Annotated in this window: 11 protein-coding genes; 9 read left to right on the forward strand and 2 right to left on the reverse strand. The window is 54.7% G+C overall.

The genetic code is table 11. The features are described from left to right. Nucleotides 1-243: 243 nt before the first annotated feature. The gene (locus GXP70_RS07320) at nt 244-1,863 is read right to left on the reverse strand and encodes a response regulator (RefSeq protein WP_162355846.1); all 1,620 of its coding nucleotides are present in this window, start codon (nt 1,861-1,863) and stop codon (nt 244-246) included. After that, entirely contained in the window at nt 1,838-3,670 is a 1,833-nt protein-coding gene (locus GXP70_RS07325; protein WP_162355847.1) for a cache domain-containing sensor histidine kinase, read from the reverse strand. The genes GXP70_RS07320 and GXP70_RS07325 overlap by 26 nt, the downstream gene beginning before the upstream one ends. 78 nt (nt 3,671-3,748) lie before the next feature. Between GXP70_RS07325 and GXP70_RS07330 the strand changes: the two genes are divergently transcribed. From GXP70_RS07330 to GXP70_RS07370, 9 genes are all read left to right on the forward strand, one after another. Then, entirely contained in the window at nt 3,749-5,170 is a 1,422-nt protein-coding gene (locus GXP70_RS07330; protein WP_162355848.1) for an ABC transporter substrate-binding protein, read from the forward strand. Between the two features lie 111 nt (nt 5,171-5,281). Next, nucleotides 5,282-6,835, forward strand: a complete 1,554-nt coding sequence (locus tag GXP70_RS07335; protein ID WP_162355849.1) for an ABC transporter substrate-binding protein — start codon at nt 5,282-5,284, stop codon at nt 6,833-6,835. A 93-nt stretch (nt 6,836-6,928) separates the two neighbouring features. Continuing rightward, a complete protein-coding gene (locus tag GXP70_RS07340) occupies nt 6,929-7,852 on the forward strand; it encodes an ABC transporter permease (protein ID WP_318652416.1) in 924 nt (307 codons plus the stop codon). Nucleotides 7,853-7,864: 12 nt separating this feature from the next. Continuing rightward, entirely contained in the window at nt 7,865-8,809 is a 945-nt protein-coding gene (locus GXP70_RS07345; RefSeq protein WP_162355850.1) for a carbohydrate ABC transporter permease, read from the forward strand. Nucleotides 8,810-8,842: 33 nt separating this feature from the next. After that, a complete protein-coding gene (locus tag GXP70_RS07350) occupies nt 8,843-9,850 on the forward strand; it encodes a zinc-dependent alcohol dehydrogenase (protein WP_162355851.1) in 1,008 nt (335 codons plus the stop codon). A gap of 49 nt (nt 9,851-9,899) precedes the next feature. After that, entirely contained in the window at nt 9,900-10,619 is a 720-nt protein-coding gene (locus GXP70_RS07355; RefSeq protein ID WP_162355852.1) for a DUF554 domain-containing protein, read from the forward strand. A gap of 65 nt (nt 10,620-10,684) precedes the next feature. After that, on the forward strand, nt 10,685-11,737 hold the full coding sequence (locus GXP70_RS07360; RefSeq protein WP_162355853.1) for a Gfo/Idh/MocA family protein: 1,053 nt from the start codon (nt 10,685-10,687) through the stop codon (nt 11,735-11,737). 23 nt (nt 11,738-11,760) lie between these two features. After that, nucleotides 11,761-12,975 carry an N-acetylglucosamine-6-phosphate deacetylase gene (nagA, locus tag GXP70_RS07365; protein ID WP_162355854.1) on the forward strand — a complete coding sequence of 405 codons (1,215 nt, stop codon included), beginning with the start codon at nt 11,761-11,763 and terminating at the stop codon, nt 12,973-12,975. Then, a complete protein-coding gene (locus GXP70_RS07370; RefSeq protein ID WP_162355855.1) occupies nt 12,975-13,838 on the forward strand; it encodes a sugar phosphate isomerase/epimerase family protein in 864 nt (287 codons plus the stop codon). Before nagA ends, GXP70_RS07370 begins: the two co-directional genes overlap by 1 nt. Nucleotides 13,839-13,862: the final 24 nt, after the last annotated feature.

Consider the following 13,862-nt stretch of genomic DNA (forward strand, 5'->3'; position numbering starts at 1 on the left):
CGGCATTTACCCAAAGGAACATGGGGGCCTTGCCATAAAATAATTTCACCTTGATTGTATTCGCTTTCAAGTTGGGGATTAATAAAATAAACTATGAAAACATTCAAATTTCTATCGGAATTGGATAGGAGCGCGGAGGAAGAACGAGATGCTCCGAAAGCACAATTGGATCAAGCGCTTGTCATTTGGCGATGACAGGAACTTGATCCAACGTATCGGCCGTAGCTATAGAGGAGAGCGGAGTCAATCGTTAAGATACAGGGAACGATGCTTTTGCGGATGCATGCCGGCATATTTCTTGAATACGGTGCTGAAATAAGTCGCGTTCTCGAAACCGACCATTTCGCTGACCTCGAGTATTTTCAGATCAGGCGATTTCAGGAGCTCCATGGCCGCTTCCATGCGCACTTTCGTAATGTACTCGGTAATGCTCTCTCCCGTTTCTTGCTTGAAGATCAAGCTGATGTAGTTCGGCGACAGATAAACTTCTTCCGCGAGCGTCGTCAAGGAAATATGGTTCATATAGGTTTGTTCGATGATCGATTTGATTTTGTGAATGGTCCGGGCATTCTTCTGGGAATGCTTCAGCGCGAAATGCCCGGTCAGCTTGCCGAAGAAGGCAAGCATAACCTCCTGCAGCTCGGCCGCTTCCCGCTTGCTGTAAATATCGTGGAAGACCGAGGAGTAATCCGGAACGATATGCCGGATGTTCTCGTCGAGCTCGAGCACGGCCTTGCCCGCCATATTGACAAGCTCGGCGCATACGCTTTGGACATACCCGACCGGCAGTCGCCGATTATCGCACAGCGTATGGAAGATAAACCGGATTTTGTCCGCTGCATGTTCCGAATCGCCGAGCTTCATAAGCCGGATCAGCTCCTGTTCGGCGTCGAAGAGCTGAGGGAACTCCACGGACCGGTCCTCCGATTGAAAATCCCTGATGGACAATACGGAATTTTTACCCGTGTAGAAGCGGTATTTGATTGCCGTCAGCGCTTCCTGATAAGAGGTATAGATATCGGTGGCATTCCGTACGGGATTCCCGATTCCGCACGAAGAGGGGATCCGCAGGAAGGAATGCACGCATTGAATCATTTCCCGGCAGACGTTCATGGGGCTGCGATCATCGTGCGCCGCATGGCTGAACAGCATGACGTGCTCGTTCTCATTCATGAAGAAGGTGACGCAGTTCCCGCTTCGGGAGACGATCTCCTCCAGCAAATTGTTGACCGAGAAGCTGAGAAGCTGCTTATTCGTCCCGCTGTATCGTTCGACCGCTTTCTCGTAATCGTCGATTTGGAGCACGGCGGCCGTCCACGGTCCTTCCGTCGTGAACGGTAAGGCGAATTCGGTCATCTTCTGCCGCACGCTGTCCTCGTCCTTCATCATGCCGAGCGTTAATTGCGTCAGAAATTTCTCGCGAAGCACGGGCAAATTCTGATGCAGCTGCCGCTGGAGCTGTTCGGTCTGCGCTTCCCGGCCGCGCTCCATGAGGATGGAAGAAACGACCTTGCGGAGCGTCTGCTGCAGCTCTGGAATTTTGATCGGTTTCAGAATGTAACCGTCCGCGTTCAGGCTGAGCGCCGTCTTCGCATAATTGAAATCTTCCGCGCCGCTTATGATAACGAGCCGAACGGGATTGCCCAGCTCTCTTAATTTGATCGCGGCTTCCAGTCCATCCATCAGGGGCATGCGGATATCCGTCAGCAGGATATCCGGCCTCAGTTCACGGCACCGCTCAAGCGCTTCTTGGCCGTCGGCGGCATCCCCGATCACCTGAATGCCGAGCTCCTCCCAACGCACGACTTCCTTCAATCCTTCGCGCACGTTATATTCGTCATCGGCGATGATCATCGTTAGCATGGTCCTGTTCCTCCTCCCAGGTTGTAACGGCCGGAATCGTCACGGCGACGACAAGGCCTTGTCCTTCCCTTGCATAATAACGAATGCCCGCTTCGCTGCCGAATAGCTGCTTGAGCCGCTGATTGACGTTCACCGTTCCGAAGGATCGATGGGTCCCGCTCTTGTCGTCCAACATGGCGTTCAGTGCGCGTACATCGGCGCCGATGCCGTCATCGGCGATTTCGACATGAATCCACGCCTCGTTCAGGCGTGCTCGAATGTCGATGCAGCCTCTGCCGGGCCGCTTCTCGATGCCGTGTATGATCGCGTTCTCGACAAGCGGCTGCAAAATCAGCTTAACCGTATAGTGACCGTAAACTTCGGGTTCAACCTGAAGCGAGTAGTCGAGCCGGTCCTTGAACCGGAATTTCTGAATCGACAAGTAGCTCTCGACTTGACGAAGCTCTTCTTCGATGAGGATGATGCTTCTTCCTTTGCTCAAGCTGTACCGGAAGAAGTCGGACAGGCTCGTCACCATATGACTGATGTCGGGCACGTCATGACGCAGCGCGATCCAGTTGATCGAGTCGAGCGTATTGTACAGGAAGTGCGGGTTAATCTGCGATTGAAGCGCTTTCAGCTCGGCTTCCTTCTTCTTCACTTCGCTGACGTACAATTTATTGATCAGCTCTTTAATCTGCATTATCATCTTATTGTATTGACTAAACAAATAGGTAAACTCGTCTTTGCGCGCATATTGGATCTGAATGTCGAAATTCCCCTCCTGCGCGTAGGACATCGACTTAATGAACTTGCGGATCGGATTCGTAATATTGTTCGACAGGACAAGCGCGATTCCGAAAGCCAGCGCCATACACGCGGCAAGCACCGCGTACATCGCCCGCCGGAACGAAATCAGCTTGCCGTTCAGGTCGCTGCTCGGGGAGATGGAGACGACCGTCCAGCCCAGCGATTCGATTCGCCGGAAGGAGACGAGCTCGGCTCGTCCGCCGATATGTTCGCCGAACGAGCCGACGTTGCTCGGCGTATTCATTAATTTCTCAATGTAGGGGGATTCGGCCATGCTCCGGCTGACTAACGACAGGTCCGGACTCACGATGACGTTGGCCTGGTTGTCGATGATGAAGACGGAACTATGTACGGAAGGTTTTAACTGGTCCAGCATGCCGTTGAAGTCGTTAATGTCGGCGTCAATCGTCAATAGGCCGACGTAGGGGATCGCCACGTTCTTCAATCCGAACAGGCGCTTGGCGAGCTTGATCGTGTAGCCCGTGCCGCCGGACGTATGATTCTCCTGCAATCCGATCACGGAATAGCGGGCTTTGGGCGGCAAATCGGCGTACCAGGGCTTCGTTTCGATTTCGCTGATCGTGGATACGCTGCGAGAGAAATTATATTGAAAGTATTCGGGTCTGTTCAACATGTACAGCTTCGGCACGAATTGGGCATCCGAACCGTTCGGCTTCGCGTAGCTGTCCAGAATTTTGTTCAAATCGGCCAGTTCGTTCACGAAGCCGATTTGGTCGGACGGCGGGTCCGCCGACAAAATATCGACCATGTCCGGATTCAGATAGATGGCATTCGCCAAATCGCCCATTTGGTCGAACTTTTTGTTGATGACGATTTCCGTCATCGTTAAATTTTTCTGGACGGCGGCGTTGATGTTGTTCGTAATCGTCTGGTACGACTCGTTGTAGATGGTCACCGAAATAATCGAGGTCGGCAGAATAACCAGCACCAGAAAGTAGAGCAGCAATCTGTACTTCAGGTTGACGTTCGGCATTAAGGATTCGAGCTTCCGAAGCATGGCTGCAGCCTTCCTTTCGATTCAGGAGAAGACACTTGTGCGATGACTTGTATTTTAACATTATAAGGGGACATGGATATGATGAAAAGCACCCTCTCGCTTTCGGCGGCGATTTTTGCATGCCTGTGGTTGTCGGGCTGCGCGGACAGCAATAGCCAGCAAGCGAGCGATGCCGACAATGCGTTCAGGCCGCAAGTGAAAATCAAGCTGGGCGTGCAGTCCTCCGCGGCGACGAAAGACCTGGAGCGGCAGCTTGACGAGTTTAACGCTGCTCATTCCGCGTACAAAGTAGAACTGATGCCCATACCGGCCGATGGCTACGACGAGACGCTCAATATGCTCATGACGTCGGGACAAGGGCCCGACGTGTTCCAGATCGGAACGGATTGGCTGGCGACCTATGTGTACAAGAACTGGCTGCAAGACTTGTCCGAAGTCGTGGACGGCAAGATCAGCGAGCAATTCCCGCGTTGGGCTGCAGACTATACGAAGGACAACGAGCACTACTACGCCGTTCCGTCCAGCATGATGACGCTGCGTCTGGTGTACAACAAGGATTTGCTGAAAGCCGGGGCCGGCTGCCGGGAAGGGAAGCCGCCGGCTGCGCTCGATGAGCTGCGCGTGTGCGCCGATTCCATTACGAAAGCGGGAACCGGGTATCGGAAATACGGTTTTGCGCTTCCGGCGGGCGAGGATTGGGCCGGCTTCATACAGCCGCTTGAGCTGGCCAATACGTACAGCGGCATCGACTATTACGACTTTGCCCATGGCCGGTACGATTTTACCGTCTATGAGCCTTGGTTTCGAACGATATTGGCGATGAAGCGGGAAGGAGGCTTGTTTCCCGGGGAAATATCGCTGAAGAGCGACACGGCCTTAACCCAATTCGCCCAGGGCAATATCGGCATGATGTACATGAGCAACCGGGATTTCGCGCAGTTCAGCCAGCTGGATGCGCATGCCTTTCAATGGGGGGTGACGATGCCTCCGCTGCTGGATGCCTCCCTCGAAGGCAAGGGCGCATTGATCGTTTATCCCGATCCGCCGTATGTCATCAATGCCTTCTCGGAACATAAGCAGGAGGCCGCGGAGCTGTGGGCGTTCCTGCAATCGCCGTCGTTCCTGGGCGCCTTATACAAGCAGGGGAACTTGATTCCGACGCGCCGGGACGTGACGGGCGATCCCGGGAATCGGCCGTTGCTGCCCGACTTCGAAGCATTCCTGCCTGGACCGGAGGAGTCGCCATATCCGCAGGAGCCGAAGTTTATTTTGCAGGATGCGCCTTCTTCCAGCGGGCCCAAAAACGTAGGCGATGCGCTTCGGATGAAAGTCTACAGGCAAATCGTAGAAGGAATAGAGAAGCCGGAAGCGGCATTGGAATCGTTAACCGAGCTATATAACAAGTCGCTTAACGAAGCGAAAATCGCCAAATTGATCAACATGGGCAACTATGTGTTTCCTTCATTCGATCCTCTGCATCCGCTTCAGGAAAATCAATAGAATTTTGAATGCAGCCATAGATTATTTTATTCAGCTTGGCGATGGATGCCTCTACAATAAGGACTGTGCAAGACATGAAGAAGACTACGAAGATTGATGAGGGGGATTTCCATGCAATTCAACAAGAGGCTTGGGACGACGGCGCTCGCCGTATCGCTCGTAATGACAACGGCGCTTGTCGGGTGCGCCAAGGACAGTAATTCCGATTCGGCTGCCAACTCGGTTAATTCGAAGAACGCGGCTAATGCGACGAACGGCGCGAAAGCAAACAACGCTTCGCAAGACGCGGCTTCAAGTCTGGATCCGGTCGAGCTGTCCATTTATTTTCCGGGCGGAGAGCAGAAGGATGTTGCATTGGTAGAAGACGCAATGAATAAGCTCCTGAAAGACAAGATTAACGCCACGGTCAAGATACACGAGGTGGACTGGGGCAACTGGGGGCAGAAGATCAACCTGATGGTTGCTTCCGGCGAGCCTTTCGATCTGGTGCTCACCGGCGCCGGAGACTACAGCACTTATGTCGCGCAGGGAGCATTCACCGATCTTACCTCGCTCATTGATCAATATGCCCCGGAGATGAAGGCGCAGATGAATCCGGTGCTGCTGTCCGGCACGCAGATCAACGGCAAGAACTACGCGGTTCCAGTCGAGAAGGAATTGGCCGAGCAATACGGACTCATGCTCAACAAGGATTTGGTGGACAAGTACCATTTCGACATCAGCTCGATCAAGACGCTTGCGGATCTCGAGCCTATGCTGCAAACGATTAAGGACAAAGAGCCAGGCGTCGTGCCATTCTGGGGTTCCAAGAACGTAACGACTTTAATCCCCTACGAGCAAAACGGCAGCGATCCGGTTCCGGGCGTCATTCCGCTTGACGGAACGACCAAAGTTGTCGACCAATGGGAGACGCCGGAAATGCAGCAATTGCTGCAAATGATGCAGGAATGGAATCAAAAGGGCTTATTCCAGCAGGATCCCGCTACGCAGAAGGACAGCTCCGCGGTGGACCAGGCTGGCACGGTTTTCGCCGAGTGGTCGCCGCTGACGCCGGGCAAAGACAAGGTGCAGAGCCAGCAGAGCGGACATCCACTGGTGCAGGTGGCGCTGTCTCAGCCGTATACGACCAGCGCCGATCTCACCGGCGCGATGACCGCAATTTCCAGGACCTCCAAAAATCCGGAGCGTGCAATGATGCTGATCAACCTATTGCACACGGATCCGGAAGTGCTTAATACGCTCGTATACGGCGTAGAAGGCAAGCATTACGTGAAAGTGAGCGACAATGTCATCAAGCTGCCGGATGGCGTGGCGGCAGGACAAAGCGGATATATGCCGGGCAACAACTGGATGGAGGGCAATCAGTTCCTCGATTACTTGTGGGACAACGAAGATCCGAACAAGTGGGACGAATACAAGGCGTTCAACGCCGCGGCGAAGGCTTCTCCGATCGTCGGCTTCACGTTCAACGCGGATTCGGTCAAGAATGAAGAGGCGGCAATCGTCAACATCTACAACGCTTATATCGACGGACTGGCAACGGGAACCATGGATTACAAGAAAGCGCTGCCGGAGTTCGTAGACAAGATGAAGAAGGCCGGACTGGAGAAGGTTATCACCGAGAAGCAGAAACAAATCGACGCATTCTTGGCGAATAAGGGTTAATTGGCGCAGCGTTAACTATAATCAGGCCGGCGATCGAAGGAATTACCGGCCTTTCCTCCATAAGGAGGATAGCGAGTAAAGGGAGTGGGCTTCATGATGCGATCTTCGCAGTTTCTCCGAAACATCGTCAAATATCGTGCCTTGTTCTTGATGCTGCTGCTGCCTTTATCGGTATTGATCTTCAATAACTACATCCCGATGTTCGGCGTCATCGTCGCCTTCAAGAACTATAACTTTGCCGACGGCATCCTGGGCAGTCCTTGGCAAGGGCTGGAGAACTTCAAATACCTGTTCCAAACGGAAGATGCGTGGGTCGCCACGAGGAATACGGTGCTGTACAATCTATTGTTTATCGTGATGACGACCGCGATTGCTATTTTTCTGGCGATTGCCTTGAATGAGCTTCGAAGCACGAGGCTATCGCGAATGTTTCAAAGCGTCCTGCTGTTTCCTTACTTCCTGTCGTTCGTTGTCGTCAGCTATTTGGCTTACGCTTTCCTCGGAGGAAACGGTTATATCAATAAGGCGATTCTGGAGCCGCTCGGATTGTCTTCTGTCTCCTGGTATACGGAGGCGAAGGATTGGATTTTCATTCTTCCCTTGGTCAATCTCTGGAAGAACGTCGGCTACGGGATGGTCGTCTATTTGGCCGGCATCGTCGGCATCGATCACGAATATTACGAAGCGGCTGTCATCGACGGGGCTACCAAATGGCAGCAAATCCGCCGGATTACGCTTCCGTTAATGCTTCCGGTCATCATTGTCATGGTGATTTTGCAGGTCGGCAGAATTTTCAATGCGGATTTCGGCTTGTTCTTCCAGGTTCCGCTCAATACGGGGGCCTTGTACCCCACGACCAATGTTATCGATACGTTCGTCTATCGTTCGCTCTTGATTAGCGGCAATGTCGGCATGTCCGCGGCTGCCGGATTCTATCAGGCCGTCATTGGCTTGGTGCTGGTTTTGGCTACGAATCTCATCGTTCGCCGCGTAAGCAGAGAAAATGCGTTGTTCTAGGAGGAGGCGGACATGAATCCAAATATCGATTCTCAAATAACGAGCGGGGGCACGGGGGCTGCCGCTTCGTCGGTCAATCAGATTTCCCGTGTATCGAACGCGCTGCTGGTTGTCCTATTCGTACTGCTTTCCGTCGCTTGCCTGTATCCGCTGCTGCTCGTCATCGCCGTTTCTTTTACCGATGAGCACGCGATCGCGCTGCATGGATATAACATAATCCCGAAGCAATTGTCCGATTATGCGTATCGTTACTTGTTCAAGGATCCCGGAGAAATCATTCGCGGCTACGGGGTTTCAATCCTGGTCACCGTTGTCGGCACGATCGGAAGTCTGCTGTTAACGGCGCTGTACGCTTTTCCGATTTCGCGCAAAGACATGCCGTACCGTAACGTGCTGGCCTTCATCGTCTTCTTCACCATGCTGTTCAGCGGCGGGCTCGTCCCGTGGTATCTGGCCTATTCGGTCGCGGGATTGAAGGATACGCTGTGGGCGCTGATCATACCCAATCTGGTCGTGCCGTTCAACGTGCTGATCATGCGGACCTTCTTCTCGAATACGATACCGGGGTCTCTGATCGAAGCGGCCAAGATCGATGGGGCCGGAGAAGTTAGAATATTCGCGCAAATCATCCTCCCGCTATCCACGCCGGTCATGGCGACGATCGGACTGTTCCAGACGCTAACCTACTGGAACGACTGGTTTACGAGCTCGGTATTCATCAGCAACAATCATCTCGTCAGCCTGCAGTACCTGATGTACAAGGTCATCAACAATATCCAGTATTTAAACTCGGGCAGGGTAGACGCCTCCGTAGCGGGAAAAGTGGCGGCGACGATTCCGACCGAGACCGTGAGAATGGCGATGGCCATCGTCGGGATCGGGCCGATTATATTGGTTTATCCGTTTCTGCAGAAATATTTCGTCAAAGGTCTCACTGTCGGCTCCGTGAAAGGCTAGCTACTTAATTCAGTGGAAGAAGGAATGCGTCCGATGGAAAATACGAAAGTTGTCTTTACGGAACCTTGGCAAGTCGACGTTCAACATGACGGCATCGCGGATCTCCGGCTTGAAGGCAAGCAAGCATTGGTTCGCAAGCTATATACGCTGATCAGCGCGGGAACGGAGCTCGCATGCCTGTCGGGCCTGGAGAGCTGGTTTCTCATGCCGGGCGTCCCGGGATACTCGGCCGTCAGCGAAATCGTGGAGGTCGGTCCGGAAGCGAACGGCTTCCAGGTCGGCGATCGAATCTACCATCATGGCAATCATGCCAAATACGAAGTCGTGGAAACGGACGGTTTCTGCCTGAAGGTGCCGAACGGTCTGGAATCGCGCTGGGTTCCTTATACGCGGCTGGCGACGGTGGCGATCACGGCTATCCGCGCCTCCCAGATCGAAGTAGGAGACTATGTGGGCGTAAGCGGGATGGGGTTGGTCGGCAACATGGCCTCCCAGCTGGCCAAGCTGCAAGGCGGGAACGTTATTGGCCTGGACTTGTCGGAGAGCCGGCTGCATACGGCCCGGCAGTGCGGGATGAATCATGCCATTCGCATCGGACAGGGCAGCGTCAAGGAAGAGATCATGACGATTACGCAAGGAGAAGGCGTGTCCACGATGATCGAAGCGACCGGCGTGCCGAAGGTGGCCGAGGATGCGCTCGATTGGGTGAAGCGCTCGGGCGAGTTGATTCTGCTCGGCAGCCCGCGCGGCGATTATGAGTCGAATTTGACGAGCGTACTCAATCATTGCCATCTCTATCAAGGCGGCAACCTGACGCTGAAGGGCGCGCATGAATGGCGCTATCCGGTCATGCCGAATGAGTTCGTCAAGCATTCGATCTACCGCAACTCCAAGGTCGTGTTCAGCCTGATGGAACAGCACCGTCTGCAAATCGAGCCTCTGATCAGCCATGTCGTGAAGCCGGAAGGGGCTCCGCAAGCTTACGAGGGGCTGCGTTTCCGCAAGGATGACTATTACGGCGTGTTGATCGACTGGCAATGAGCAGCGGACTAGACGGCTTAATTATCACTCGGAAGGGAAACTGATACCTATGGTTTTATGGGGAGCAATCGTGAACGCCTGCGCGATAATTGCCGGAGGATTTCTCGGCGTTCTGATTCCTCGCATATCCGATCGCATTCGAAGAACGGTCATGCAAGGGTTGGGATTGTCGATCGCCGTATTAGGCATCACGATGGCGATCAAGCCGGCCAACATTTTGCTGACGATCTTCAGCCTGGTAGCGGGCGGCGTCATCGGCGAACTGTTCCGTATCGAGGATCGTCTCCAGCAGCTAGGAGACTGGCTCGAGAGGACTGTAGCCCGCGGCAGCAAGCACAACGCGAGGATGGGCTCGGTCGCCGAGGGCTTCGTTACGGCGACGCTCGTCTTCTGCATCGGAGCGATGGCTATTCTCGGTTCGCTGGACAGCGGCTTGCGGCATAATCATGACATTCTGTATACGAAGGCCATGCTGGACGGCTTCCTGGCCATTATTTTCGCATCGACATTAGGGATTGGCGTCGTCTTCTCGGCGGTGCCGATTCTTCTATATGAAGGCATCATCTCCCTGACCGCGGCGCTCATCTCGAGCGGGCTCGGCAGCGGGGATCTCGACGCCGTCATCGCGCAAATTACCGCGGTCGGCGGCGTGCTTATTATCGGGATCGGCATTAATATTTTGGAGATCAAACGCATCAACGTGGGCAATTTGCTGCCGGCCATTGTAATCGCGGCCGTGGGCATGCCGCTCTATCACGCTTTATTCTAACGCTCGGCTAACAGGTAAATTCGATTAACAGGCAAATTCGATGATCAATGAGGGGGGTACTTGGCATGAACAAAGTCAGAGTCGGCGTTATTGGCGTAGGCGGCATTGCGAATGCTTGCCATTTGCCTAATTATATGAAGAATCCGCATGCGGAGCTCGTGGCCGTAGCCGATCGCGATTTGGCCCGCGCGGAGGAAATCGCCGCGAAGTACGGGAACGTGCAAGCGTTCGATTCCGCGGAAGCCATGTTCTCGCGAACCAAGCTGGACGCCGTCAGTATCTGCACCTTCAATGAAAGCCATGTCCGGCTGGCCTTGCTGGCGCTGGAGCGCGGGCTTGACGTTCTGGTCGAGAAGCCGATGGCCGTATCGCCGGAAGAAGCGGAGCTGCTGCGCGCGAAGGCGAACGAATCGGACCGGATCGTGATGGTCGGCATGAGCGCCCGCTACAGCAATCCGTTCGCGGCGCTGCATGCGATCGCGGCATCCGGAGAATTGGGGGAGATCTATTACGCGAAAGCGCGTTTCATGCGCCGGCGCGGCGTCCCTTACGGCTGGTTTACCTCGAATCAATACTCGGGCGGCGGACCGATGATGGATATCGGGGTTCATGCTCTGGATGCGGCCTGGTGGATGATGGGCATGCCGGAACCCGAGCGCGCGCTGGGGAAGCTGTTCCATAAGATCGCTCCCTACGACACGAAGGGCGTCGGCTTCTATGAAGCGATGTCCAGCGAGAATAAAGCGGATCCGGTCTACGACGTGGAGGATCTCGGCACGGCGTTCATCACCTTCAAGAACGGGGCGGCGCTTACGATTGACGCAAGCTGGGCCGTGAACGGCATTCAGGACGATACGATCAAGATCGAGCTCTACGGCACGAAGGGAGGAGCGAGCCTCGATCCGTTCACCGTCTTCAAGGAACTGAACCGTCTGCCTGTCGACAGCGCGCTGAAGGTTGCAGTCAACGATAATTACGAGAGCGAAATCAATCATTTTATCGATTGCGTAAGGGAACGGAAACAGCCGCTGTCCGGCGCGGATCAAGGCTATCAAATCGTTCGCATGCTTGATGCGATCCGTCGTTCGTCGGAAGCGGGGGATTCGGTGATCATTTAAGGTAACGAAGGAGAGTGGCTGTTTTGAGCGATGCTGCAAATGCAAGACCGGCGACCTGGTATGTCAACGGGACCGTGTTTGCCGAAGAAGGAAAGATCGAAGGCGGGCATGTGCTTGTGCTGCCTGACGGCACGATTGGCGCGATTGCCGCGCAGCTTCCCGCCGTTATCGAGGATCATGCCCGCATCATTCCATTGGATGGGGATATGATCGTTCCCGGGTTCATTGACGTCCATGTGCATGGCGGGAACGGTTTCGCCGTGATGGAGGGAACGTACGAGCAGCTCGACGGCATGAGCCGGTTCCACGCTTCTCAGGGCACGACGGCTTTTCTTGCGACGACCGGGGGAGCGGGTACGGATGAGGAAGGGAACATCGCCGCCCTGAAGGCCGCGGCGCAAGCGATGGAGCAGGGCTTGTCCGGAGCGGCGCTGGCGGGCATCCATATGGAAGGGCCGTTCCTGAACGAGAAGCGCAAGGGCGCCTTCAAGGTGCATGAATTGCGGATGCCGGACCTTGGGGAAATGGAACGCTACATCGCCGCGGCGGGCGGCCATTTGAAGCTGATTACGGTGGCTCCCGAGCTGCCCGGGGGAATGGAGCTTGTTCGTTTGCTTACAGAGCGGGGCGTTACGGTCTCGATCGGCCACTCGGATGCCACGTTCGAAGAAGTGTCCGAGGCCGTTCGCAATGGCGTTACCCATACGACGCATCACTTTAACGGGATGCGGCCGCTTCACCATCGGGAGCCTGGCGTCGCCGGAGCGGGACTGATGCTGCCCGAATTGACGACAGAGCTGATCGCGGACGGTATTCATGTCCATCCCGCGTTGGCGAAGCTGCTCTACGAGGTCAAAGGCGAGATGAACGTATGCGTCGTTACGGACGCCGTTCATTGTACGGGGCTGCCCGACGGGGTGTACGGCAGACAACGGGTAACGAATGGAAAGATTTACTTGGACGGCATGGATACGCTTGCCGGAAGCAGCTTGACGATGATTCAGGCATTCCGCAACGTCCTTGACTACACCGGACTGCCTATCGAGAAGGTGCTGCCTTCCATGACGCTGGTACCTGCCCGCGAAGGCGGAATCGACGGCAGGAAAGGCTCGATCGCAATCGGCAAGGATGCGGACTTCCTGATCCTGGACAGGGGATTGTCGCTGAAGGCGACCTATGTGCAAGGCAAGGAAGTATACCGAACTGCATGCATTTCAGACGGAGAAGGAGAACGATAATGGCTTTGACTAATAAAATCGGCGTGATGGTGGACAGCTTCAATCTCGGGATTCGCGAAGGGTTGATCAAAGCGAAGGCAGTTGGCGCTGACGGCGTACAAATCTATGCGGTTCAAGGAGAGATGGCTCCCGATCGGCTCTCGCCATCCTCGCGGAAGGAATTGAAGGCCTATTTGCGTTCCCTTGGCCTGGAAGTGTCCGCATTATGCGGGGACTTTGGCGGACACGGTTTTCAGGACAAGCGTTTGAATCCCGAGAAGATCGAGAAGTCGAAGCGGATTATCGATCTTGCGGTAGAATTGGGCTCGAACGTGGTTACGACCCATATCGGAATCGTGCCGGACGACGAGAACGGCGAAATTTATGACAGCATGCTGCGCGCCTGCGAGGAGCTTGGCGTGTATGCAAGAAGCGTGAATGCTTATTTCGCGATTGAAACGGGTCCGGAACGATGCGCGCATTTGAAGGCGTTCCTCGATCAACTGAGCACCAACGGCGTGTCGGTTAATTTCGATCCTGCCAATCTGATCATGGTCACCGGGGATGACCCCGCTGCCGGCGTCATTACGCTGAAGGATTATATCGTACATACGCATGTGAAAGACGGCGTCCGGTACGGAGAGGCTGACCCGAAGGACCTGTACGGCTTCCATGGTTACGCGCCCGACAGCGAGAAGGTACGGCTGGCTAGGCAAACCTGCAAGGAAGTTCCGCTTGGTCAAGGGCATGTGCGTTTCGATGACTATTTTGCGGCGCTTCAGTCCATCGGATACAACGGGTATTTGACCGTCGAACGGGAGACGGGCGACGATCCTGCGCGCGATATCGCGGAAGCGGTGCGGTTTATTCGCAAATACGTTTGATGGCGCGTTAGCGTCTTCGAACGG

The sequence above is a fragment of the Paenibacillus lycopersici genome, assembly GCF_010119935.1.
GTDB classification, from domain to species: domain Bacteria; phylum Bacillota; class Bacilli; order Paenibacillales; family Paenibacillaceae; genus Paenibacillus_Z; species Paenibacillus_Z lycopersici.